Origin of the sequence: Sphingobium sp. Cam5-1 (assembly GCF_015693305.1) — a bacterium.
Lineage (GTDB): Bacteria > Pseudomonadota > Alphaproteobacteria > Sphingomonadales > Sphingomonadaceae > Sphingobium.
Genome location: NZ_CP065138.1, coordinates 556,586 through 579,423, shown reverse-complemented (window position 1 = coordinate 579,423; position 22,838 = coordinate 556,586). Strand labels below are relative to the sequence as shown.

General features: G+C 63.0%; 25 protein-coding genes and 2 pseudogenes. 11 read left to right on the top strand and 16 right to left on the bottom strand.

What is annotated here, in order from left to right:
• Positions 1-5 precede the first annotated feature (5 nt).
• The gene (locus IZV00_RS02955; RefSeq protein ID WP_196225703.1) at positions 6-485 is read right to left on the bottom strand and encodes a DUF1465 family protein; all 480 of its coding nucleotides are present in this window, start codon (positions 483-485) and stop codon (positions 6-8) included.
• 111 nt (positions 486-596) lie between these two features.
• Complete coding sequence (locus tag IZV00_RS02950) at positions 597-776, bottom strand: YdcH family protein (protein WP_196225702.1); 180 nt, start codon at positions 774-776, stop codon at positions 597-599.
• 189 nt (positions 777-965) lie between these two features.
• On the opposite strand from IZV00_RS02950, the gene IZV00_RS02945 reads away from it, so the two are divergent.
• Entirely contained in the window at positions 966-1,121 is a 156-nt protein-coding gene (locus IZV00_RS02945; RefSeq protein ID WP_196225701.1) for a YdcH family protein, read from the top strand.
• A 135-nt stretch (positions 1,122-1,256) separates the two neighbouring features.
• On the opposite strand, the gene IZV00_RS02940 is transcribed toward IZV00_RS02945, so the two are convergent.
• The 4 genes from IZV00_RS02940 to IZV00_RS02925 form a co-directional block, all read right to left on the bottom strand.
• A complete protein-coding gene (locus IZV00_RS02940; protein WP_196225700.1) occupies positions 1,257-1,619 on the bottom strand; it encodes a PilZ domain-containing protein in 363 nt (120 codons plus the stop codon).
• Between the two features lie 68 nt (positions 1,620-1,687).
• Positions 1,688-2,152 carry an RNA polymerase-binding protein DksA gene (gene dksA, locus IZV00_RS02935; RefSeq protein ID WP_196225699.1) on the bottom strand — a complete coding sequence of 155 codons (465 nt, stop codon included), beginning with the start codon at positions 2,150-2,152 and terminating at the stop codon, positions 1,688-1,690.
• Between the two features lie 565 nt (positions 2,153-2,717).
• Positions 2,718-3,392 (bottom strand): hypothetical protein, encoded by a 675-nt coding sequence (locus IZV00_RS02930; RefSeq protein ID WP_230463285.1) that lies wholly within the window; start codon positions 3,390-3,392, stop codon positions 2,718-2,720.
• Positions 3,393-3,650: 258 nt separating this feature from the next.
• Positions 3,651-4,088 carry a host attachment family protein gene (locus tag IZV00_RS02925; protein ID WP_196225698.1) on the bottom strand — a complete coding sequence of 146 codons (438 nt, stop codon included), beginning with the start codon at positions 4,086-4,088 and terminating at the stop codon, positions 3,651-3,653.
• A 90-nt stretch (positions 4,089-4,178) separates the two neighbouring features.
• On the opposite strand from IZV00_RS02925, the gene serS reads away from it, so the two are divergent.
• The 3 genes from serS (at position 4,179) to rimO (ending at position 8,069) form a co-directional block, all read left to right on the top strand.
• The gene (serS, locus tag IZV00_RS02920) at positions 4,179-5,456 is read left to right on the top strand and encodes a serine--tRNA ligase (RefSeq protein ID WP_196225697.1); all 1,278 of its coding nucleotides are present in this window, start codon (positions 4,179-4,181) and stop codon (positions 5,454-5,456) included.
• Between the two features lie 127 nt (positions 5,457-5,583).
• On the top strand, positions 5,584-6,633 hold the full coding sequence (locus IZV00_RS02915; protein WP_196225696.1) for a potassium channel family protein: 1,050 nt from the start codon (positions 5,584-5,586) through the stop codon (positions 6,631-6,633).
• Positions 6,634-6,680: 47 nt separating this feature from the next.
• The gene (gene rimO, locus IZV00_RS02910) at positions 6,681-8,069 is read left to right on the top strand and encodes a 30S ribosomal protein S12 methylthiotransferase RimO (protein WP_196225695.1); all 1,389 of its coding nucleotides are present in this window, start codon (positions 6,681-6,683) and stop codon (positions 8,067-8,069) included.
• Here the strand turns inward: rimO and IZV00_RS02905 are convergent.
• Complete coding sequence (locus IZV00_RS02905; protein ID WP_196225694.1) at positions 8,042-8,893, bottom strand: DUF4163 domain-containing protein; 852 nt, start codon at positions 8,891-8,893, stop codon at positions 8,042-8,044. The two genes, rimO and IZV00_RS02905, sit on opposite strands and share 28 nt — an antisense overlap.
• A complete protein-coding gene (locus IZV00_RS02900; protein ID WP_196225693.1) occupies positions 8,893-9,096 on the bottom strand; it encodes a hypothetical protein in 204 nt (67 codons plus the stop codon). Before IZV00_RS02900 ends, IZV00_RS02905 begins: the two co-directional genes overlap by 1 nt.
• A 141-nt stretch (positions 9,097-9,237) precedes the next feature.
• Here IZV00_RS02900 and IZV00_RS02895 point away from each other — a divergent pair, with 141 nt between their 5' ends.
• From IZV00_RS02895 to argC, 4 genes are read left to right on the top strand one after another with little or no spacing between them, the layout of a single operon-like run.
• Complete coding sequence (locus tag IZV00_RS02895) at positions 9,238-10,641, top strand: leucyl aminopeptidase family protein (protein ID WP_196225692.1); 1,404 nt, start codon at positions 9,238-9,240, stop codon at positions 10,639-10,641.
• A gap of 54 nt (positions 10,642-10,695) precedes the next feature.
• The gene (locus IZV00_RS02890) at positions 10,696-11,103 is read left to right on the top strand and encodes a MarR family winged helix-turn-helix transcriptional regulator (protein ID WP_196225691.1); all 408 of its coding nucleotides are present in this window, start codon (positions 10,696-10,698) and stop codon (positions 11,101-11,103) included.
• Complete coding sequence (locus tag IZV00_RS02885; RefSeq protein ID WP_196225690.1) at positions 11,063-11,971, top strand: C40 family peptidase; 909 nt, start codon at positions 11,063-11,065, stop codon at positions 11,969-11,971. Before IZV00_RS02890 ends, IZV00_RS02885 begins: the two co-directional genes overlap by 41 nt.
• Positions 11,968-12,912 (top strand): N-acetyl-gamma-glutamyl-phosphate reductase, encoded by a 945-nt coding sequence (gene argC, locus IZV00_RS02880; protein ID WP_196225689.1) that lies wholly within the window; start codon positions 11,968-11,970, stop codon positions 12,910-12,912. The genes IZV00_RS02885 and argC overlap by 4 nt, the downstream gene beginning before the upstream one ends.
• Positions 12,913-13,065: 153 nt before the next feature.
• On the opposite strand, the gene IZV00_RS02875 is transcribed toward argC, so the two are convergent.
• Positions 13,066-13,275 carry a hypothetical protein gene (locus tag IZV00_RS02875; RefSeq protein WP_196225688.1) on the bottom strand — a complete coding sequence of 70 codons (210 nt, stop codon included), beginning with the start codon at positions 13,273-13,275 and terminating at the stop codon, positions 13,066-13,068.
• A 240-nt stretch (positions 13,276-13,515) separates the two neighbouring features.
• On the opposite strand from IZV00_RS02875, the gene IZV00_RS02870 reads away from it, so the two are divergent.
• A complete protein-coding gene (locus IZV00_RS02870; RefSeq protein ID WP_196225687.1) occupies positions 13,516-13,686 on the top strand; it encodes a hypothetical protein in 171 nt (56 codons plus the stop codon).
• Positions 13,687-13,730: 44 nt separating this feature from the next.
• Positions 13,731-15,059, top strand: coding sequence for a PQQ-dependent sugar dehydrogenase (locus IZV00_RS02865; RefSeq protein ID WP_196225686.1), 1,329 nt, complete (start codon positions 13,731-13,733; stop codon positions 15,057-15,059).
• Between the two features lies 1 nt (position 15,060).
• Here the strand turns inward: IZV00_RS02865 and IZV00_RS02860 are convergent, their stop codons facing one another.
• The gene (locus IZV00_RS02860) at positions 15,061-15,879 is read right to left on the bottom strand and encodes an ATP-binding protein (protein WP_196225685.1); all 819 of its coding nucleotides are present in this window, start codon (positions 15,877-15,879) and stop codon (positions 15,061-15,063) included.
• A gap of 108 nt (positions 15,880-15,987) precedes the next feature.
• On the opposite strand from IZV00_RS02860, the gene IZV00_RS02855 reads away from it, so the two are divergent.
• Complete coding sequence (locus IZV00_RS02855) at positions 15,988-16,944, top strand: L-threonylcarbamoyladenylate synthase (protein WP_196225684.1); 957 nt, start codon at positions 15,988-15,990, stop codon at positions 16,942-16,944.
• Between the two features lie 332 nt (positions 16,945-17,276).
• Here IZV00_RS02855 and IZV00_RS02850 read toward each other — a convergent pair whose 3' ends face one another.
• The 6 genes and pseudogenes from IZV00_RS02850 to IZV00_RS02825 all read right to left on the bottom strand — a co-directional run bounded on the left by IZV00_RS02850 (position 17,277) and on the right by IZV00_RS02825 (position 22,822).
• Positions 17,277-17,507: a hypothetical protein gene (locus IZV00_RS02850; protein ID WP_443020057.1), complete on the bottom strand. Its 231-nt coding sequence runs from the start codon at positions 17,505-17,507 to the stop codon at positions 17,277-17,279.
• A gap of 285 nt (positions 17,508-17,792) precedes the next feature.
• Positions 17,793-18,325, bottom strand: a pseudogene (msrA, locus tag IZV00_RS02845) (peptide-methionine (S)-S-oxide reductase MsrA).
• Positions 18,326-18,367: 42 nt separating this feature from the next.
• A complete protein-coding gene (locus IZV00_RS02840; protein ID WP_196225682.1) occupies positions 18,368-20,074 on the bottom strand; it encodes a long-chain-fatty-acid--CoA ligase in 1,707 nt (568 codons plus the stop codon).
• A gap of 62 nt (positions 20,075-20,136) precedes the next feature.
• On the bottom strand, positions 20,137-20,820 hold the full coding sequence (locus IZV00_RS02835; RefSeq protein WP_196226478.1) for a DUF1013 domain-containing protein: 684 nt from the start codon (positions 20,818-20,820) through the stop codon (positions 20,137-20,139).
• 114 nt (positions 20,821-20,934) lie between these two features.
• Positions 20,935-21,962, bottom strand: a pseudogene (locus IZV00_RS02830) (glycosyltransferase family 4 protein).
• Positions 21,962-22,822, bottom strand: coding sequence for a UDP-2,3-diacylglucosamine diphosphatase (locus IZV00_RS02825; RefSeq protein WP_196225681.1), 861 nt, complete (start codon positions 22,820-22,822; stop codon positions 21,962-21,964). Before IZV00_RS02825 ends, IZV00_RS02830 begins: the two are co-directional and overlap by 1 nt.
• Positions 22,823-22,838: the final 16 nt, after the last annotated feature.

Below are 22,838 nucleotides of genomic sequence, written 5' to 3'. Positions count from 1 at the left end.
CGACCTCAGAAGGCGGTGTTCAGGCGATCCATCAAGGCGCGAGCGGGGCTGTTGTCCACACGGCCGTGCGGACGAGCCATATGGTCCATCCTGTCTTGCAGGCGCGCGACGCGCCCGTACAGTTCCTGGCTGGCCTCGATCAAGGCGCGGGCCGCGAAGGGGAAGGCTGCCGCAATATCCGGGTCAGTTTCCGTCGCGCGGCCCAGCCGGTATTTCTCGTCCATCAGATCAGCGTCTGATAACTCGCCCCGCTGCCACGCCCGTTGGCTCAACAGCCAGGCGATGATGTGCATGAGCCGGGTCGTCACCTTGAGGGATTCGCAGGCGAACGAGACGCGGCGGAGGGGATCTTCGATCTCAGCTTCCGTCATATCACGGCGGTCGAAATAGGCGCGCGCCTCATCGGCCATAACCATGGCTTCAAGATAGAGGCCATCGACAAGACGCCGATGCAAGCCACGGTCCAGAGTGACGGCGGGAGACATAGGCCGAATCACTGACATAAAAGCGGCTGCTTGTCAGTCCCGATGCAGTGATCTGGGGGCAGATTGTATCATTCAGGGCCGTTGTTAACCAACAATCGCACGCGGAGGCCGTCAGGCGATGATGTCCGGCACCAGCGCATCCTCCAAAAGCGCGATCTCGTCGCGGAGTCGGAGCTTGCGTTTCTTGAGGCGAGCGATCTGCATCTGGTCGCGCCCTCCCGCGTCCACGAGCGCCGCGATCGCGCCATCCAGATCACGATGTTCGACTCGCAGCAGTTCCAGCCGTCGCATGATGTCTTCCCGGCTCACCCACTACCCACTTTCTCGGCCATGTTGCGGACAGCCTCCTGATAGCTCCCCGGACACTATCGGACCATCGCAAATTTGCACGCGCCCCATCGCAAAGGATCGATTCCGGAAAGACAGGCGGGGCGAATCATGATCTACTCGATCATCCATCACCCTCATCAGGAGAATGTCATGGAAAACAGCCACGTTTCAGCTCTTTCAGCCAAACATGCCGGGCTTGAGGCACGGATCAAGGCAGAGACGAGTCGGCCGATGCCCGACGCGATCCTGGTTGCCTCGCTCAAGAAGCAGAAGTTGCGGGTGAAAGAGGAAATGTCGCGAAATTGATCCGGCATTGAGATTGAGGGCGTGGGGCCGCGGCAAAAGCGGCTCCGCCCTTACTTCCCGGACGATCGGGATTGACGCGGCGCTGGGAGGCGGCGCGTTTTTAATGAAGGAAATGGCGAGAAGAACGCGTTTTGGTCAGCGGCCTATCTGGTGGAGGCGCAGATAGGAGGGGGCGCGGTGGGTAGTCCCGGAGGCTATGGGTTTGCGGGCGAGCTGGGGATCGATCTCATGATCGAATGCAATACCGATCTTGCCATCTTTGGACCAGACGACCCGGCCGCTGACCCGCCCCACTCCGCGCAGTTCAAGGACGATCGCGGCATCGGCAGGCACCGGCCGTTCGCAGTCGGCCATCAGCCCGGCAGCCGACAGGTTGCGCACGCGGGCGCGGCCGAGCGGCGTGCCTTCGCTGCAAGTCAGATTGGTGAGCAGGAACAGGCTGTCCCGCGGGCCTGACCGAGCAGGTCCCCGTTCCGCCATTTCCTGATCGCTATCCATACCCAATCCCTTGCAATGACCCGTTTATTTGGGGGCACATTGCCAGCGACCAGTGGATAAAGCGTTAATCAATCGTCGCGCGAGACCTTTTCCTGCCGCTCATGACGCTCCTGCGCCTCGACAGTCATGGTCGCGATCGGACGGGCTTCGAGGCGGCCGAGCGAAATGGGTTCGCCGGTCACTTCGCAATAGCCATATTCGCCATCGTCGATGCGGCGCAGCGCGGCGTCGATCTTGGAAATGAGCTTGCGCTGGCGGTCGCGGGTGCGCAGCTCGATCGACCAGTCCGTCTCGCTCGACGCGCGGTCGTTGAGATCGGGTTCCCGCAGGGGTTCATTTTGCAGCACGGCCAGCGTGCCTTCCGCCTCAGCCAGGATCTGCTTCTTCCAGTCCCAGAGCCGCTGGCGGAAATATTCAAGCTGGAGGGGATTCATGAACTCTTCGTCGGGCGAAGGACGATAGTCGGGGGGAAGTGTAACAGCCGATTTCGGCGGATTATGGCCGTCTTTATCGGAATTCAGGACCGATGCCATCTGGCTCTCCGACTCGAGGGCTCCGGTTCAAAAGGTCCGGTAGCCCGTGACTTATGATTGACGGCGCCTAATAACGAGCGGCGCGAGGCGACACAAGCGCGCATTCAAGAGAGCGAGCCGGGCGGCGAGAATTTGTAGCGGCCGACAGCGCCACGCCCGACGATTTGCGCGCGCGATCGACGGCATCGACCGCAAAGAATAACTCAAGCCCCGCCGTTAACTCCCTTTGTATCAAAACGAGACGTTAACCATGAAGATTGGCGCTGTTCTATATCCGCCACCAACTTATAGCCTATATTCAAGGTTAATGGCGTTGAAGTTTAGCGGTTATCTTGTCTTGTTACAGGGCAGGAAACAGCTTCCGGGTCTCAGAAGGCAACTGACGCGGCCAGAAGCTTGAAGATGAACAAGAGTGGATAGCTATGTCGGTACGGATGGCACTGGCCAAATTATGCGCTTGCACATGCGGTGGCGCGATCATCGGCGGTGGCGCCGTCCATGTCGCCGAGAGCGCCCGGCCAGCAGGGGTCCACAGCAACAAGAGCGTGAAGGCCGCGCCCAAGCGCTATGCCGTCCGCACGGTGAAGCGCAAGGTGGTGAAGACGGTATCCTGCGCGCCGCAAACCGTGTCGGTGACGACGCATGCGGCGCCCATCCCCCTGCCCGCGCCAGTGGCGGCCGCTGAAATGCCGATCATGTCGGGCGGTGGCGGCGTTCCTGTGGTGATGGCGGGCGGCGGCGGCTTTGGCGGCGGCGGGTTCATCGGCGGCTTCTTTGGCGGCAGCGGCGGTGGCAGCAGCGGCGGATCGGTGGTGATCTCATCCACCAGCAGCTCCACCGGCGGCATCAGCAGCTCGACCAGCTCCACGACGGGCGGCGTTTCGACTTCGACCGGCGGGGTTTCGACATCCACGGGCGGCGTGTCCACTTCGAGCGGCAATGTGTCGACCTCCAGCGGCAACGTGTCCACTTCGAGCGGGAATGTATCGACGTCGAGCGGAAACGTGACGAGCAGCTCGTCATCATCGACGTCCAGCTCGACATCGTCTTCCACATCCTCAAGCACGTCTTCGTCCACCTCGACGTCATCGAGCACATCCTCGTCCACGTCGTCGAGCAGCTCGGGCGGTTCCACCAGCAGCGGGGGGCATGACGTGCCCGCGCCGCCGATGGTCCTGCTGTTCGGCGCGGGAGCGGTGGCGCTGATGGCGCGGCGGCGTTTTGCCGAGCGCAAGGCCAAGGCGGCTTGAAGACTTTAGAGCATCGTGCGCAAAAGTGGGAACCGGTTTTGCGCAAAAAACGATGCGACAACAAATAACTAGAGCGCGCGTCTTGCGTCCGATTTAACGCAGCGCGCTCTAGGGCTGGGATTTGGCCCGGCCTGAATGATGGCGCATAAGATGGCCCGATAAACCGACGGGCCGATGCAGCCTTTCACGCGGGGGCGTGAGAAGGGGCGGCTCGTGGGGGAGCCGCCCCTTTTTTGCGGTCGATCGTGTCAGGCCTGAGCGATGATCTTCTCGATCTCCGGCACGGGATGGTTGGCAAGGTCCTTGGCGATCTCGCCCACCAGACGGCTTTGCACTTCCTTATGATAATGTTTGCGCATGTGGCCGAGCGCGGTCGGCGGCGCCACGACGATCAGTTTTTCAAAGTCGTTGGCAAGGGCGCGCCGCCTGAGCAGGTCGGCCGCCTCCATAGCGAAGCGCGCCTCTTCCTGTTCATGATAATCGGTGTTTCCCATGGTCGCTTGCGCGCCCATCCCATAGGGCGCGCGGCCCGACAGGTCGGTGGATTGATCCCGATCGGGGGGATTTTCCTGAAGCTTCACAGTTTCTGCTTCCAGATTGGGTGCCATGCGGTCGCCCTTGTTTCGGAAGAACAGCATCTTGCGACCGTCGGCAACCAACACCATCGCGTCATGATCGATCCACATTCCCGGCTCCTTTCCTGTGACTTGCAGTTCCTAACGGACAGGGGCGCACAGGGTTGCGCGGCTGGTCGCGGAACGGCATAGGGCGGACTCATGCATGATATCCGTTTTATCCGCGAAAATCCCGCAGCTTTCGACGCTGGCCTAGCCCGCAGGGGCTTTGCGCCTTGGAGCGTGGACATATTGGCGCTGGATGAGCGAAGCCGGGCGATCAAGACGGAGTTGCAGCAGGGTCAGGCCCGCCGCAATGAAGCGAGCAAGGCGATCGGCGCGGCCATGGCCGCCAAGGACATGGAGAAGGCCGAGACGCTGAAGGCCGAAGTCGCGGCGCTCAAGGAAAGCATGCCCGCGCGCGAGGAGGAAGACCGGGAGGTGAGCGAGAAGCTGCACGTCCTGCTGTCGGCCATTCCCAACCTGCCCGCCGCCGATGCGCCCGAGGGCGCGGACGAGGCGGACAATGTCGAGGTGAGCCGTTGGGGCGAGCCACGGCAGTTCGGCTTTACGCCGCAGGACCATGCCGATTTCGGCCCGGCGCTGGGTCTGGATTTTGAAGGCGGCGCGGCTTTGTCGGGTGCGCGCTTTACCGCGCTGCGTGGGCAGATGGCGCGGCTGCACCGGGCGCTGGCGCAGTTCATGCTGGATCGCCAGTCGGGCGAGAATGGCTACGAGGAAGTGAACCCGCCGCTGCTGGTGCGGGATGAGGCGCTGTTCGGGACCGGGCAGCTACCGAAGTTCGCCGAAGACCTGTTCCGGACCACGGACGGGCGCTGGCTGATCCCCACGGCCGAAGTCTCCCTCACCAATCTGGTGCGCGAGCAGATTGTCGATGTGGCGAGCCTGCCGATGCGGTTGACGGCGCTGACCCCCTGTTTCCGGTCGGAAGCGGGGTCGGCGGGGCGCGATACGCGCGGCTTCATTCGCCAGCATCAATTCGAGAAGGTGGAATTGGTCGCCATCTGCAAGCCGGAAGACTCCGAGGCTGAGCATGAGCGCATGTGCGCGGCGGCAGAGGGCGTGTTGCAGGCGCTGGGCCTGCCCTATCGCAAGGTGCTGCTGTGCACGGGCGACATGGGCTTTGCGGCGGCGAAGACCTATGATCTGGAAGTGTGGTTGCCGAGCCAGCAGACCTATCGCGAGATCAGTTCCATTTCCAACTGCGGCGATTTTCAGGCGCGGCGGATGAATGCGCGCTTCAAGCCGGAAGGGGAGAAGCAGACGCGTTTCCTGCATACGTTGAACGGGTCCGGGTTGGCGGTTGGTCGGACGCTGGTCGCGGTGCTGGAAAATTACCAGCAGGAAGATGGCAGCGTGATCGTGCCTGAGGTGTTGGCGCCTTATATGGGTGGGGTGACGCGGTTGGAGCCTCGGTGATACCAAAGGCCCTCCCGCATTTCGTCACCCCAGCGGATACTGGGGTCTCGGGCAGGTGTGGCGTGATCTGGCCTGAGATCCCAGCTTCCGCTGGGATGACGGGAGTTTGGAGGGACCTGCGCGCACGATGAGGATCAATCCTGCCCGCCCTCTTCTGGCGCAAACCGGATTTCTGCGGCGGCGATCGTCCATGCCGATATGGGCCGATCTGGTCTGGCGGGTGGGGCTGGTTTTTGGGCTGATCGCGCTGGTGCTGCTGATCCACTGGGTCGGGCGCGATGGGCTGAAGGACAATCTGGACGACCACATAAGCTTCATCGACGTTTTGTATTTTACGACTGTGACGGTGACCACGGTGGGCTATGGGGACATCGTGCCGGTCAGCCCGGAAGCGCGGTTGTTCGAGGCGCTGCTGGTGACGCCGATCCGGCTGTTTGTTTGGCTGATCTTTCTGGGGACGGCCTATAATCTGTTTTTCCGCAACATCTTCTACAGGTGGCGCATGGCACGCATTCAGGCCGATCTGCATAATCATATTATCGTCACCGGCTTTGGCACCAGCGGGGGTGAGGCGGTGCGGGAATTGCTGGCGCGGGGCGTCGATCCGCGCGAAATCGTGGTGGTCGATCCGCAGGAAAAGCCGCTGGTGGAGGCGGAGGATCTGGGCTGCAACGTGATGTGCGGCGATTCGACGCGGGACAAGACGCTGAACGATGTGGCGATCGGCCGGGCGCGGGCGATGATCGTGTCGGCTGGGCGGGACGATACGTCGATCCTGATCACGCTGACGGCGCGGCATCTGGCCCCTCGCCTGCCGATCAGCATCGTCGTGCGGAACGAGGATAATGAGCTGCCCGCGCGGCAGGCTGGCGCGACGACGGTGATCAATCCGGTGAGCTTTGCCGGGCTGCTGCTGGCGGGGAGCACGAGCGGGCGGCATATCGCGGACTATATGGCGGACTTGGCGGCTTCGGGCGGCGCTGTGAAGCTGCATGAACGGCGGGCGCTGGCGGAGGAGATTGGCGGGCCTTTGTCGGCGATCAGGACCGGGCTTGGCGTGCGAATCTATCGGGGTGATCGGGTCATCGGCTTTTGGGAGGAAGGCGCGCGGAGACTCGAGCCGGGTGACCTTATCATCGAGATTGTTCAGGGGGATGGCGCGGGCGAGATGCGCTAATCCGGCTGATCTTTCGGGCGGGCGTGACATTTGGCGCGAAAATCCCTATGTGCGCGCCGATCATGGCAACCAAAATTCCTGAAGCGCCGAAGGTCGGCATGGTGTCGCTCGGCTGTCCCAAGAACCTGGTCGACAGCGAACGCATCCTGACCAAGCTGCGCTCCGACGGCTATCTGATGTCCGCCGACTATGCGGGCGCGGACGTGGTGCTGGTGAATACCTGCGGTTTCCTGGATTCGGCGAAGGAAGAGTCGCTGGAGGCGATTGGCGAGGCGATCGCGGAAAATGGCCGCGTCATCGTGACGGGCTGCATGGGTGACGAGGCGGATGTGATCCGCGCCAAGTTCCCGCAGGTGCTGGCCGTTACGGGTGCGCATCAATATGAGCAGGTGGTGAATGCGGTGCATGATGCTTCGCCGCCGGTGCCCAATGCCTTTGTCGATCTGGTGCCGGAGGGTGGGCTGAAGCTGACGCCGCGGCACTACAGCTATTTGAAGATTTCGGAGGGGTGCAATCATCGCTGCTCCTTCTGCATCATCCCGTCGATCCGGGGCGATCTGGTGTCGCGCAGGATCGATGCGGTGCTGCGCGAGGCGGAGAAGCTGGTGCATGCGGGGACGAAGGAATTGCTGGTGATCAGCCAGGATACTTCGGCCTATGGCGTCGACACCCGGCATGAGCCGCGAGCCTGGAAGGGCCGCGAGGTGCGGGCGCATATGACCGACCTGGCGCGCGAGTTGGGGCAGCTGCGCACCAGCGAAGGCGTGGCGCCGTGGGTACGGCTGCACTATGTCTATCCCTATCCGCATGTGGATCATGTCATCCCGCTGATGGCCGAGGGGCTGCTGACGCCTTATCTCGACATCCCGTTCCAGCATGCTTCGCCCACCGTGCTGAAGGCCATGAAGCGGCCCGCGAACGAAGCCAAGGTGCTGGATCGCATTCGCAAATGGCGGAGCATCTGTCCGGACATTGCGATCCGATCGAGCTTTGTCGTCGGCTTCCCCGGTGAGACGGAGGCGGATTTTCAGTATCTGCTCGACTGGCTGGACGAGGCGCAGCTGGACCGCGTGGGCGCTTTCCGGTTCGAGCCGGTGGAGGGCGCGGCGGCGAATGAGCTGCCCGGCGCGGTGCCGGAAGAGGTCAAGGAAGAACGCTACCAGCGGATCATGGAGAAGACCGCCGCGATCAGCGCTGCCAAGTTGCGGGCGAAGGTCGGGCGCGTGCTGCCGGTGATCATCGATGAGGTGGGCGAGGCTGACGAGGACGGATCGATCGGCGCGACGGCGCGCGCCCAAGCGGATGCGCCGGAGATCGATGGTAATGTGTTCCTGCGCGACGTGGGTGAAGGGCGGAAGGCTGGCGACATCCTCGACGTGGTGATCGAGGATGCCGACGTGCATGATCTTTACGGAGCGCCCGCGAACGCGTCCTGATATTCGGTCTTGATCGCTTTTCGCATGGCGGCATCCACCGCCAAGGGGACTTCATAGGTTCCTTCCGAATAGGGACCGGCGCTGTACGGGCCGACGACGACGACGATCCGGTCTATGAGCTTGCCGCCGCGCGAGGTGGGGACGAGGACTTCCTTCATCGGGTCGATGCATTGGGTGAAGGGATCGTCGCCACGCATGATCGGCCCGCCCCGCTTTTTCGCGCGGGCCTTGTCGAGACCATCGCAGAAGGCGTCGTGGATCGCGGCGGCGAAGGCTGCGGGTGAGGTCATGAGCGCCTGCACGCTGGTTTCCCGCTTGCGCGCCTTGTCCCAGAGCAGCACGTCATAGCCGGTCATGCCATGCGCGCCGCCGGTATAGGTGTAGCGGCTGGAACGAAGCGACAGAAAACGCGGCGTGTCGGCGGCGACGGCCCAGCGGGTCTCAAGACTGTGGGCGTGGAAGGGGAAGCCGGACTGCTGCGCCGATTTGCGGTCGTCCGCCGCCATCTTGAGCGCGTCGGCCTTTCCGTTTTCCATATCCTTGCGCAATTTTTCGTCGATCTGCGGCACGGCGGACGCTTGCGCAGGCCAGGCGTAGAGAAATTCCAGCAAGTCGGTCTTTTCCGCCTGCTGGAAAGGCTGGGACGGCGGCTTTGGCTGTTCTGCGCCCGCCATGCGGTTGACGAAATTGGCCGTGGCGACATCATTGCCGGTGTCAGCGATATTATCCGTTGCCTGGTCGCCAGCCGAGGGAGAACAGGCACAGAGAAAGAGGGCCAGTCCTGCGACTGGCCCTGCCTTCATTCGCATCGGTAAGCGCAGCATCAGTGCGGCTTGGCCGCCAGACAACGCTCGCTGATCGCCTTGCGGGCATAGCTGCTCTGAAGGACGGCGGCGGCGTTGGGCCAGCCTTCCGCGATCAGGGCTTGTTCAACCTGATGCGCGCCGTCAAACCGCCCGCTTTCGGCGAGTTGATAGGCACGCGCACGAAGCGCCTGCTGCCGCGCATTATCGCCATGCATTACCATGTCTCTCTCCTTGCCTGTTTGCGTTGACATCAATCTAGACCCTTTGCCGGTCAGGGGCAAATAAGGGATGACCGAACCGAGGCGACGACATCGCAAAAATGGGGCTTTCCAACCCCATCATCCTTGTCCAGAATCCTGCCCATGACCGATTATTCCGACCTGCTGAAAGCAGATAACAATCAGCCCGCCCATATGATCCAGATTGTCGATGCGGAAAGCTTCGAAAACTGGCTTTCCACGCAGCCGCAGCGCGTCCGAACGATCATCGCAGCGCAGAAGTTCGCGGGCAAGGGATATGAGCATGCGATCATTCCGGGAGATGATCCGTCGGACTGGTCGGTGGTCGCAGGGGTCGCGAACAAAGCGAAGCTCAGTAGCTGGTGCCTCGCCAAGCTGGCCGAGACATTGCCCGAGGGTCAATATCGTCTGGCGGAGGGGACGGCCGGGCCAGCCATGCTCGGCTGGCTGACGGCGCAATATCGGTTCGACCGCTATCGCCGTGATGAAAATAGCGCAGGGCCGCGCGTGCTGCTGACCAGCGAGGTGGCGCAGATCGATGCGGCGGTCAGGCTGGCGGAGGCGGTGGCGCTGGTGCGCGACCTTGTCAACATTCCCGCTGGCGACATGGGGCCTCAACAGTTGGAGGAGGAAGCGGCGAAGGTCGCCCAACCCTTTGGCGCGCGCTTTACGGTGACGAAGGGGGACCCGCTGGAGCAGGGTTTCCCGATGATCCATGCGGTGGGCCGGGCAGCGGGCAAGGATTTTGCCCCGCGCCTGATCGAATTGCGGTGGGGCGATCCCAAGCATCCGCGTGTCGCCATCATCGGTAAGGGCATATGCTTCGACAGCGGCGGGTTGGACATCAAGCCATCGTCGGCCATGCGCCTGATGAAGAAGGATATGGGCGGCGCGGCCCATGCGATCGCACTCGCCCGGTTGATCATGGGCGCGCGCCTGCCGGTGCAGCTGCATGTGCTGATCCCGGCGGCGGAAAATGCGGTGGGGGGCAATGCCTTCCGCCCCGGCGACATATTGCGCAGCCGCAAGGGGCTGACGGTGGAGATTGGCAATACCGATGCGGAAGGGCGGCTGGTGCTGGCCGATGCATTGGCGCTGGCGGGAGAGGATGAGCCCGAACTCGTCATCGACTATGCGACGTTGACCGGCGCGGCACGCGTGGCGGTCGGCCCCGATCTGCCTGCCCTCTTCACCAATGATGACGCATTGGCCGCTGAAATGGATGCGGCGGGCAGCGAAGTGGACGACCCGAGTTGGCGCCTGCCATTATGGGATGGTTATGCCGACATGCTGAAGTCGGACATCGCCGATATCAATAATGCGGGCGAAGGGGGCTTTGCCGGTGCGATCACCGCCGCGCTGTTCCTGAAGCGGTTCGTGCCGGAAAAAGCGAAGTGGCTGCATCTCGACACCTTCGCCTGGCGGCCGTCGCCAAAGCCGGGGCGGCCAAAGGGGGGCGAGGCATTGGGCCTGCGCGCCGTTTTCCGCATGCTGGAACAACGTTATGAAAAATCAGGGCAGAAATGACCTTCGGCCTCGGGCCGTTACGCAACCGGATTGGCCATTGTGCGTTACGGGGGCATGGATGCCGCTTCTGCACAGGAACAGACGACTGAGCTGAACCGCCCAGGTCTGAAACAACTTGCCCAATGGATGCGCACGCTGGTCGATTATGTGCGATCCGGCAGGCCCGACCTGACCAACCGGCAAATGGCGTTGATGATGACCGTTTACATCAGCGCGGGGCCGCATACCGTGCGAGGACTCGCAGAAGCTCTGCATGTGTCCAAGCCGGTTATTACCCGCGCGCTGAACAAGCTTTCGGCGCTCGGATATCTTCGCCGGGAGCGCGATGCAGCCGATCGGCGTAATATTTTCATCACTCGCACCCCCAAAGGGGCGGAATTCCTTGACGCGTTTCACCATTTCATCGCAGGAACCGGCCGCGATGAACGCCACGATTTCAACTCTGCGGAACGCACCGCCTGAACGTATCCGGTTCAAACTAGACGGCCGCTCCGTCAAGCTGGACAGCCGCATCCACGCCGCGCGCGGAGACCTGGCTGACCTGTCGCTGGCAGGGGTGCTGTTTTCCGCCCATTATGCCCGTTCGATTGAACTGACCTGCGTCGCGGCTGGCACACCACTGCTATCGTCGCCCGCCGTCACGGCTACGGCGGTAAGCGAATTGCTGCGCGGCGAAAGCTTTCATGCGCTGGACATGACCACGGATTGGGCCTGGGGCTTTTGCGGGCATGACGGCTATGTCGGTTATGTGCGGCGCGAGGCGCTGGACACGCATGAAGATACCAACCACCGGATTTTCGCTGGCACCGCGCCTCTGTTTAGCACGGCCGACATCAAGTCGCCCATTCGCGATTATTGGCCGGGCGGCGCGCTGTTCACCGGACAGGCGGCGGACGGATTTGTCGCTTGCGCTGAAGGATATGTCCATGAGCGGCATGCCGTCAGCGCCGACGCGACGGAAAGCGATTGGGTCGCCGTGGCGCTGCGCTATCTTGGCCAGCCCTATGTATGGGGCGGACGGGGCCATCGGGGTATCGATTGTTCGGGACTTGTGCAGGTCGCGCTGGGTCAGTGCGGGATCAAGGCACCGCGCGATACGGACTTGCAGCGGGAAGGCATAGGCAACCCCCTGCCCTCCGACGAGCCGTTGAAGCGCGGCGACTTCGTGTTTTTCCCCGGCCATGTCGGCATCATGACGGATAGCGACAATCTGCTGCATGCCAATGCGCATTGGATGGCCGTGGTGGTTGAACCATTGGCGGATGTGGTCGCCCGGCTGACGGCTGACCATGCGGAACCGATAATTTCGCGGCGGAGGATCGGCGCGTGACCCACAAGATTTTCGTCGACGGCGGCGTCGGCACCACCGGGCTTGAGATTGTCGAGCGGTTGGCGGGGCGGCCCGAGCTGTCCTTCATCACGCTGGACGAGGACAAGCGGAAGGATGCGGTGGCGCGGCGGGAGGCTTTGAACGCTGCCGACATCGTGATCCTGTGCCTGCCCGATGACGCCGCGCGCGAAGCGGTGGCGTTGATCGACAATGACCGCACCCGCGTGATCGATGCATCGACCGCGCATCGCGTGGCGGACGGTTGGACCTATGGCTTTGCCGAGCTGGAGCCGGAGCATCGGGAAAAGCTGGCGAACGCGCGGTTCGTGTCCAATCCGGGGTGCTGGCCGACGGGCTTCCTGGCGCTGGTACGGCCATTGGTGCTTGGCGGGTTGCTGCCTGCTGATTGGCCGGTGACGGTGTCGGGCGCGTCGGGCTATTCCGGCGGCGGCAAGGCGATGATCGCAGAGTATGAGGCCGAAGATGGCGCGCGGAGTGCGTTCCGGCCCTATGGCCTGAGCATGACGCACAAGCATATTCCGGAGATGCTGCGCTATTCGGGCCTGTCGCATCCGCCGATCTTTGCGCCTGCGGTGGCCAATGCCTATCGCGGCATGATCGTCGAAGTGCCGTTGCAGTTGCGCGCGATGGCGGGTGCGCCCAAGGTTGCGGACGTTCACACGGCGCTGGCTGAGGCTTATGCGGGATCACCGATCGTGAGCGTTGCTTCGCTGGAGGACAGCGCGGCGATGGGTCAGGTCGCGATCGAGCATGTCGGCGCGACGGATCGGCTGGCGCTGTTCGTGTTCGGCAATGAGGATGCGGGTCAAGTGCGGCTGGTGGCGGCGCTCGACAATCTGGGCAAGGGCGCGGCCGGGGCTGCGGTGCAGAACCTCAATATCCTGGCGGGGTTGCCCGAGACGGCTGGGTTGCGACTTTAGGGCACGCTGATGATAGGGGGCAGTGCGTCCAATCGAAACACTCAATCCGTTCGGGCTGAGCTTGTCGAAGCCCTCTTCTTCCTAAAAAAGTAGAGCCCTTCGACAAGCTCAGGGCGAACGGTATTGAGAGAATGCCGATATAAAGCGCGAAGCTTAGTGAACCGTGCCGAGTGGCGCGTCGTAGGTGAGCAGCACGATCAGCCGCTCGATCTGACGCCAGTGGCAGAAATGGATATAGTTGCCGAGGTCGCGGCTGCGGTCGGCGCGCGCGGCGGCTTCATAGCCCGCATTGTCACCGAAGGCCGCCATCAGCTCCGCCGCGTCGTCATAGCTTTTGCGGTCGGAAAGATATGGCAACTGCATGTGAACCCCCGAAATTTCTCGCCGCGATGGGAAACAAGGGTTCAATTGCCGTGCCAGTTTCCCGCTTCCACGGGTAGCGGCGGCTTTCGAGGGTGAATGGCACGTTAGCCAAGTCCCGTTGCGGTACAGTCGTCCTGGACCGGGACTGGGCTGTCTCCCGACGGGACTGGGCTGTCCCGCGACGGGGCGATCCGCAAAGGCTCTGGCCTTGGCGGGCGGGTCGTGGCAAGGGCGGTGCCGATGACCAATGGCAAGAAGAATCCGACCGGCGCGGGCGCCATCATCGCACTGCTGATCCTGGGCGGCGCGATCATCGGTGGCCTGATGGGGCAGCCGAGCGCGGGCCTGCTGACCGGCGCGGCGCTGGGGGGCGTAATCGCTCTGCTGCTGTGGTTGCGCGAACGGGGCTGACGGGACGCCTTGCCGCGCGAGAATTCGCAGCATAGACAGGCGGCATGAAGAAGCATTTGATCGCCGTCACCCTTATCCTCCTGCTGATCGCCGGGGGCGTCATTTTTTATCTGGCGCAAGGGGATACGGCGCAGTTGGCGGCGGGTGAGGATGTAGGGAAAGAGCCGGTTTTCACCTCTCCTCGCAGCGAGCTCATCCCTACCATCAACGTCGCCGAAGTGAAGCGGTGGACGGCGGGCGAGAAGCCGGTGGCGGCGAAGGGCCTTGCCGTGGCGCGCTTAGCCGAGGGGCTGGCGCATCCGCGATCGATGCTGGTGCTGCCCAATGGCGACATATTGGTGGCCGAGACGAACAGCCCTCCCCGCCCCGCCGGTGGAATCGTCGATCGGGTGATGACCTATTTGATGGACAAGGCTGGCGCGGGCGTGCCTTCGGCCAACCGCATCACCTTGCTGCGCGACGCGGATGGCGATGGGCGCGCAGAGGTGAAGACGCCGTTCCTGACCGGGCTCAATTCACCCTATGGCATGGCGCTGGTGGACGGGACGCTCTACGTCGCCAATACGGACGCGCTGATGGCCTTCCCCTATAAGGAGGGGGAGACGCGGATCACCGCCAAGGGCCGCAAGATCCTGAACCTGCCCGCGAACGCGCCCAACATGCATTGGACCAAGAGCCTGGCGGCTGGCCCCACGGGGCTGCTCTATGTGGGTGTCGGGTCGAACAGCAATATCGCCGAGGACGGCCTGGATGGGGAGGCGAACCGCGCGGCGGTGCTGGAGGTCAATCCCAGGACCGGGGATTATCGCATTTACGCTTCAGGGCTGCGCAATCCTGTGGGGCTGGCATTTGAACCCAAGAGCGGCGCGCTGTGGGGCGTGGTGAATGAGCGCGACATGTTGGGCAGCGATCTGGTGCCGGACTATCTGACGCGGGTGGAGTTTGGCGGCTTCTATGGCTGGCCGTGGAATTATTGGGGCGGGTATGAGGACCGCCGCGTGCAGCCGCAACGGCCCGAAGTGCGCGAATATACCAAGCGGCCGGACTATGCGCTGGGCAACCATGTCGCGCCGCTGGGGCTGGCCTTTGCCGACAAGGTGGAGATTGGCGGGGCGTTTAAGAACGGCGCCTTTGTCGGGCTGCATGGGAGCTGGAACCGGAAGCCTGCGGCGGGATACAAGGTCGTGTTCGTGCCGTTCGAGGCGAATGGCGAGGTGGGCAAGGCGAAGCCTGTCGATGTGCTGACCGGCTTTCTGGATGCCGATGGCAATGCGCGCGGGCGGCCGGTGGATGTCGCGGGCGACGCGAAGGGTGCGCTGCTGGTCAGCGACGATGTCGGCGGCGTGATCTGGCGGGTGACCGGCGGGAAGTGACCTAAAGCGCGCGGCCGTTGCGGCCTGCAAGTTCGACCACATATTGCCAGGCGACGCGGCCCGAACGGCTGCCGCGTTGGGTTGCCCACTGGATGGCTTCGAGCGGATCGAAGCTGAGGCCGAGGCTGTCCGCATAGCCGGTGACGATGTCGACATAGGCCTGCTGGTCGATGGCGTGGAAGCCGAGGCTGAGGCCGAAGCGGTCGGACAGCGCCATCTTGTCATCCACCACGTCGCGCGGATTGACGGGGTCGTCCTGCTCGGACAGGTGGCGCGGGACGATGTGACGGCGGTTCGAGGTGACATAGAGACGGACGTTGGCGGGCCGAGCGGCCGTGCCGCCCTGTAACAGCGACCGCAAAGCGCGCGCGTCGCCCACGCCATTCTCATCAAAACCGAGATCGTCGAGGAAGAGGATGAAGGGGCGCTGCATCGTGCGCAGGAGGGAGAAGAGACGCGGCAGGCTGTTCAGTTCATCGATCGCGCATTGCAGCAGGGCAATGTCGGCACCCTCCCGCTGGAGCCGGTCGATGACGGCGGCGACCACTGCGGACTTGCCCGTTCCGCGTGCGCCCCAGAGCAGCGCGTCATGCGCAGCATGGCCTGCGGCGTGGCGACGGGTGTTTTCGAGCAATGTCGCCTTTTGCGCGTCGATGCCGGTCAACAGATCATAGTTCACCGGATCAAAGGCATCCACGGCCTGGATCGCGTGGCCATCCCAGACATAGGCGGACGCGGCGGTGAGATCGGCGGAAATAGCCGGTGGCGGCGCGATCCGTTCCAGCGCTTCGGCGATGCGGCTAAGCGTTTCGTTGTTCATGCGCCGGGCTTAACCCCCCTCCCCCGCCCCGGCAAGCCGCGTGGCCCTGTCATTCTTCTGTCGTAATGGACTTTTACTCTGCCGCGCTGGAGCTTATATCGCGGGGCCGTGACCATCCCAAATCCTGTCTATTCCACCCGGATCTGCCGCTATGGCGCCGAAGCCCTGCGTGAAGCCGCGCTGTTGATCCGCGCGGGCGAGCCGGTCGCGGTGCCGACAGAGACGGTTTATGGACTTGCCGCCGACGCGACGGACGAGAGCGCGGTCGCGGCGATCTACAGCGCCAAGGGGCGGCCGAGCTTCAACCCGCTGATCGTGCACGTTTCGGACAAGGAAATGGCGGAGCGGCTGGCGATCTTTTCTCCCGTGGCGGACAAGCTGGCGGCGCGATTTTGGCCGGGCGCGCTGACCATGGTGCTGCCGGTACGGGAAGACAGCGGCCTGTCATCGCTGGTGACGGCGGGCCTGCCGACCGTCGCGCTGCGCTTGCCCGCCCACCCCGCCATGCGCGCGCTGATCCGGGAAAGCGGGCGGCCACTCGCCGCGCCATCGGCCAATCGCAGCGGCGCGATCAGCCCTACACGGGCCGAGCATGTGCTGGCCAGCCTGAATGGCAAGGTGCGGCTGATCCTGGATGAGGGGCCGACGAGCGAGGGGCTGGAGTCAACGATCGTCGCGCCCGAAGATGACCGTATCCGGCTGCTGCGGCCGGGTCCGGTAACGGCGGCGATGCTGGAGCAGGCGACGGGCCTTCCGGTTGTGACGGGCGCTGCTGATGCGAAGATCGAGGCACCGGGTCAGCTGGAAAGCCATTATGCGCCGTCCAAGCCGTTGCGGCTGAACGCGTTGCGGGCTGAAAAGGACGAATATCTGATCGGCTTTGGCCTGATGCCGTGCAATATCAATTTGAGCCCGGATGCCGATGTGCAGGAGGCCGCGGCCAATCTGTTCGCGGCGCTGCATGTTGCCGATGCGAGCGCGGCGACGCATATTGCGGTGGCGCCTATTCCGGATGTGGGGATTGGAGCGGCGATCAATGATCGGTTGCGGCGGGCGGCGGCTTAGGACCGATCGACATTCAGTTCTGGCGGTCTGCAAATGGCGGTTCTCCGCGCTTCCGGTGCTCACGTACTTTGAGTACGCTGCGTTGAAGCGAGGCGCGTGACTCGCTTCAAGGGTCACGGAAAACCACCATTTTACCTTCGGTGGCCTTCGGCTCGACACGCCATCTCCTGAATGTCGATCGACCCTAGTTCGCGACGCTGGAATTTGGATTCGCGCAGAGGCGCAGAGAGCGCAGAGGTTTTTTCTGGGGCCATTTGGCCCGTTCCCGATTCTCTGCGAACTCTGCGCCTCTGCGCGAAATCATTATAGCTCAGTGACTGGTCGAACCGTCCTCAATCACAGTCCCGATAGCCAGCGCGCTTGCATTCGCGGCGGCGTTGTTCTTCGACCTTTTTACGGTCGCGCGCTTCCCTGGCCTCTTGCTTGCGCATGCGGCGGCCGTAGTTGCGGTCGGATTCTTCCTGACTGGTGGTGGCCCAATCTGCGGCCTGCGATCCCGCGCGCACCGGCAGGGTGGCGACGTCGAGCGCCGTCTTTGCGATGCAGCCCGGGAGGGTCAGCATTATTCCGGCTGCGGCAATCGTCGCGAATGGGCGCATGGATATTCCCCTGTGAAATCCTCACCTGAATGGCATGGTCGTGATTAACCTTAGCCTAAGCGATATTGGTGGGTTGGGGGAAAGTGTCCGTTTTTGGTGATTGTTAGTGTTTGAAGGCCACCGCCTCCCCGTTCGGGCTGAGCTTGTCGAAGCCTCTTCCTTAAAAAGAAAAGAAGCCCTTCGACAGGCTCAGGGCGAACGGGGGAGAGGTGGCGCGAACGGAACGGAGATAGGTCGAATACGGGTAGATCAGCCCTCGATCCGTTCCGCGAAGCCCTTGCGCAGCTTGGCGAGCTTGGGGGGATGACCGCCATGCAATAGGGGTTACGGTCGCCGACGCGGTCCCAATATTTCTGGTGATAATCCTCGGCCGGATACCAGGGGGCGTCAGGTTCGATCGTGGTGACGATCGGGTTGCCATAGTCGGGTTGCGCGCGGGCGATGGCAGCGCGGGCTTCCGCTTCCTGCTCCGGCGAATGCGGGAAGATGGCGGAGCGATATTGGGTGCCGATGTCGTTGCCCTGCCGGTTGAGCGTCGTCGGATCATGCGTCGCGAAAAAGATGTCGAGCAGGTCGCCATAGGAAATCACCTCCGGGTCAAAGGCGATGCGGATCGCTTCGGCATGGCCCGTCGCGCCGGAGCAGACCTGCTCATAGCTGGGGTTTGGCAACTGACCGCCCAGATAGCCGCTTTCGACCGACCGGACGCCTTTCAGATTTTGGTACACCGCCTCGGTGCACCAGAAGCAGCCACCTGCCAGCGTCGCGATTTGTTCGGCCATTCGCCTGTTCCTTATCCTGTGTGGGGCACAAGATAGGAAGGTTCAGGCAGCCGTTCCAGCCTGCCCTGCTGCGCCTTGCGCCTTTGCCCGTTCTTCGGCGACCAGTTCCTTGCGCGACAGCTTGCCGACCAGCGTCTTGGGAAGGTTCAGGCGAACCTCCACCTCGCAGACTTTTTCATGCTTTCCGAGTTGGGGGTTGAGCCACGCCTTCAGTGCCTCGCCGTCCGTCTTCGCGCCTTCCTGAAGCGTGACGAAAGCCTTGGGGGACTCGCCGCGATAGGGATCGGGGATGCCGATAACGAGCGCCTCTTTTACTTCGGGGTGGTGGTAGAGCACCTCTTCCACCTGGCTGGGGAAGACCTTGAAGCCGCCGACCGCGATCATGTCCTTCAGGCGATCGACGATCTTCACATAGCCGTCGGCATCGATCAGGCCGACGTCGCCGGTGCGCAGCCAGCCATCGACGAAGACTTCCTTGTCAGCATCGGGGCGTTGCCAATAGCCCTTCATGATCTGGGGGCCGGCAAAGACAAGTTCGCCGGGCTCACCGGCGGGCGGCGGTCGTGTCGGGTCCTCCCGATCCACAAGCTTTACGTAGGTTCCGGGGACGGGTTGACCCACGGTGCCGGGCTTGTTCAGCCCTTCATAGGGGTTGGAGCAGACGACCGGGCTGCTTTCGGTAAGGCCGTAGCCCTCGACCAGCTTCGCGCCGGTGGCGGCTTCGAACCGTTTCTTGAGTTCCAGCGGCAGGGGCGCGCCGCCCGAAATGCACAGGCGTAGTGATGAGAAATCGATGTTCGGCGTCGCCGGATGATCGAGCAGCGCCTGAAACATGGTGGGGACGCCGGGCATTGACGTCGGGCTTGTTCGCTGAATGGCGGCGAGTACCTGCACGGCTTCGAACCGGGGCAGCATCACCATTTCGCCGCCGTTGAGGACCGTACGGTTAAGGACGCAGGTGTTGGCGAAGACATGGAAGAAGGGCAGGACCGCGAGGATGCGGTCGATGGCTTCGGGATGCGGATCGATGAGCCGGATCTGACGCGCATTGGCGGTCAGGTTCTGGTGGGTAAGCATCGCGCCCTTTGGCCGACCGGTGGTGCCGCCGGTATATTGCAGCAGAGCGACGTCGTTGACCGCATCGATGGCAACTGGCGCTGGGTCTTCGCCATGGCGCATCAGGTTGGCGTAGTTGGTGACGCGCGGATCATCAGGGATCTGCGCTGTCTCCTTACGTTTGAAAATGCGGAAGAGGACCGACTTGGCGGGGGGCAGAACCTCCGCCACGCAGCCGACGATCAGGCGTTCAAGACTGCTATTGTCCAGCACCTCCAGCGCCGTGGGCAGCAATGCCTTGGCAGAGAGGGTGAAGAGGATTTTGGTGCCGCTGTCCTCTACCTGATGTTCCAGTTCGGCGGCGGTGTAGAGGGGAGAGAAATTGACGACGGTCGCGCCCGCCATCATCGCTCCATAATAGGCCGCGACATAATGGGGGACGTTGGGGAGGTAGAGGCCGACCCGGTCACCTTTTCGCACGCCCAGGTCCTGAAGCCCCCTTGCGACCCGGCGGATGACATGGAGCATGTCGCCATAGGTCGTCTTGCGGCCGAGAAAATCGATCATCAACGCATCGGGATTGGCCGTCGCGCTGTCCACGACCATGTCCACCATCGACATGGGAGGGAAGGACTGATCCCAGGGGAAAGGATGATTATAATGGTCTTTCCAGACCGTCTCGATGCTCTCCATTAACGGAGATGTATGTCAGGCCCCTGCTTTACGCAAGCGTAAAGCAGGGCGTCAGGGCAGGATCAGACCTGGCCCTGATTGTTGCTGAACGGATCGAGGATCGTGGCAGCACCCGAAATCAGGTCAGCCTCGCTCTTCAATGCTTCCTCGGCGCGGCGGGCGGCGTCGTCGCGCTCGCGGCGCAGTTCCTCGATCAGCGCCTCACGGTCGCCGTCCAGACGCGAGTCAGTCGGCGCTTCGATGCCGAGCTTCTTCGCGGCCTTCGTCACCAGCGCGTCCAGCTCCCGCTGCGAACACAGGCCGAGCGTCACCGGATCCTTGGGCACGATGTTGGAGATGTTCCAGTGCGTGCGGTCACGGATGGCCGCGATTGTGGTGCGGGTGGTGCCGATCAGCTTGCCGATCGCGCCGTCCGAAATTTCCGGATGGTTGCGCAGGATCCAGGCGATACCATCGGGCTTGTCCTGACGCTTGGACACGGGCGTGTAGCGCGGGCCTTTTGTACGGCGGACGGGTTCGGGACCTTTCAGCATCTTGAGGCGATAATCGGGGTTCGCCTCACCCTTGTGGATTTCCTCCATCGTGATTTCATGCGCGCGGACGGGATCGCGGCCGGTATATTTGGTGCCAGCCGTGTCATCGGCGATCGCCTGCACTTCCAGGATATGCAGCCCGCAAAATTCCGCGATCTGGTCAAAGCTGAGCGCGGTATTGTCGACCAGCCAGCTGGCTGTCGCATGGGGCATGAGAGGCTGGGACACGAGGATTCTCCGGCACTAAAAACAACAAGGGCCGCCCAAGCAGGGCGGCCACGCCCGTCCTGAGATAGTGCAAGAAGCCCCGTGGAGCAAGGAAAAGCGTCAGGCCGCGCTGTCTCTGACGACGGGATCGATACAGTGGAGGCCGGTCAGGAATTCGTCGGCGCTGCGTTCCCAGCTGAAGCTGCGGCCATGGGCGGCGCAGGCGGCCCTGTCACAGCGCAGCGCAGCGGCGATGGCGTCCTCCAGCCGTTCGGATAGCGCGCCGGTTTCGGGGGTCACGATGTCCACCGGCCCGCTTACCGGATAAGCGGCGACAGGGGTGCCGCATGCCAGTGCCTCGATCATGACGAGGCCGAATGTGTCGGTGCGGCTGGGGAAGACGAACACGTCGGCGCCCGCATAGGCGCCCGCCAGTTCCTGCCCAAAGAGCGAGCCGAGGAAATGCGCGTCCGGATAGGCGCGTTCCAGCAGGCCCCGTGCGGGACCATCACCCACGACGACCTTGCTGCCGGGGTGGTCATTGGCAAGAAAGGCTTCAAGATTTTTCTCGACCGCGACCCGGCCGACATAGAGCTGGATCGGGCGCGGGAGATTGGCGAATATCGCTGGCGGCGTTGCCACGGATGTGAAGGCGGACAGGTCCACGCCCCTGCCCCATGGCCGGACCTGCGCCAATCCATGCGCGCGCAACTGCTGCCGCACCGATCCGGTCGAGACCAGCACCGCGCGGGCGGGACCATGAAACCAGCGAATATAGGACCAGAACCAGCGGGCAGGCAGTCCGGTTCGCCGCGACACATAATCGGGGAAATGGGTGTGATAGGCGGTGGTGAATGGCACCCCGCCCCGCAGGCACCAACGCCGTACGGCAAGGCAGAGCGGCCCTTCGGTCGCGAGATGGACGGCGTCCGGTTCAAAGGCCGCGATCGCGTCACCCACCACGCCCGATCGCACGAAGGCGAGGCGGATTTCGGGATAGGTCGGACAGGGAAAGGAGCCGTAGAGATCGGGCGAGATGATCTTTACGGCATGCCCCCTCGCCTCCAGCTCCGCCTGGATGGTCTGAAGCGTCCTGACGACGCCGTTGACCTGGGGGACCAGGCGTCGGTCACGATGACGATGCGCATCAGGCAGCGATCCTCACCTGATCGGCGGCCGCGCGTGCCGCGACTTCATCGGCCCAGTGCAGCACCTCCATACGGCCGTCGAAATGTTCGACCAGAGCGGTGCATCCTTCAACCCAGTCGCCGTCATTATAATATTGGACGCCGCCAATCTCACGCATTTCGGCATTGTGGATGTGACCGCAAACCACGCCATCAACGCCGCGTGCTCCGGCCTCATGCGATACCACTTCTTCAAAGCGGGAAATGAACTCGACGGCGTTCTTGACCTTGTGCTTGGCCATTTTGCTGAGCGACCAATAGGGCAGGCCCATGCGCTGGCGCACCGCGTTCACCACGACGTTGAGCCGCATCAGCAAGCCGTAGGCGGCGTCCCCGACGAAGGCGAGCCAGCGGTGGGCCAGCATGATCGTGTCGAACTCATCGCCGTGCAGGACGAGTAGCTTGCGACCGTCGGCGGTCTCATGGATCGCCTTGCGCCTGATCTCGACCCCGCCAAAGCTGAGGCCCGTGAACTGGCGGAACATCTCGTCATGGTTGCCGGGGATATAGACGACGCGGGTGCCCCGCTTGGCCCGCTTCATGATGCGCCAAACGACGTCATTATGCGCGGCGGGCCAGTAGAAGCGCCGCTTGAGCCGCCATCCGTCAATGATGTCGCCGACCAGATACATGGTCTCGCTATCGACGCTGTCGAGAAAGTCGATCAGCAGCTTCGCATTGCAGCCGCGCGTGCCGAGATGAATATCCGATATCCAGACTGTGCGGTAACGGCGCCGCTTGCCGCCATGTTCCGGCGTATCGAAATGTTGGGTGCCTTCGTCCATGTCCGCCAGGAAAGGCAGGCGTGTGATGGCATTCATGATGCAACCCCTGGAG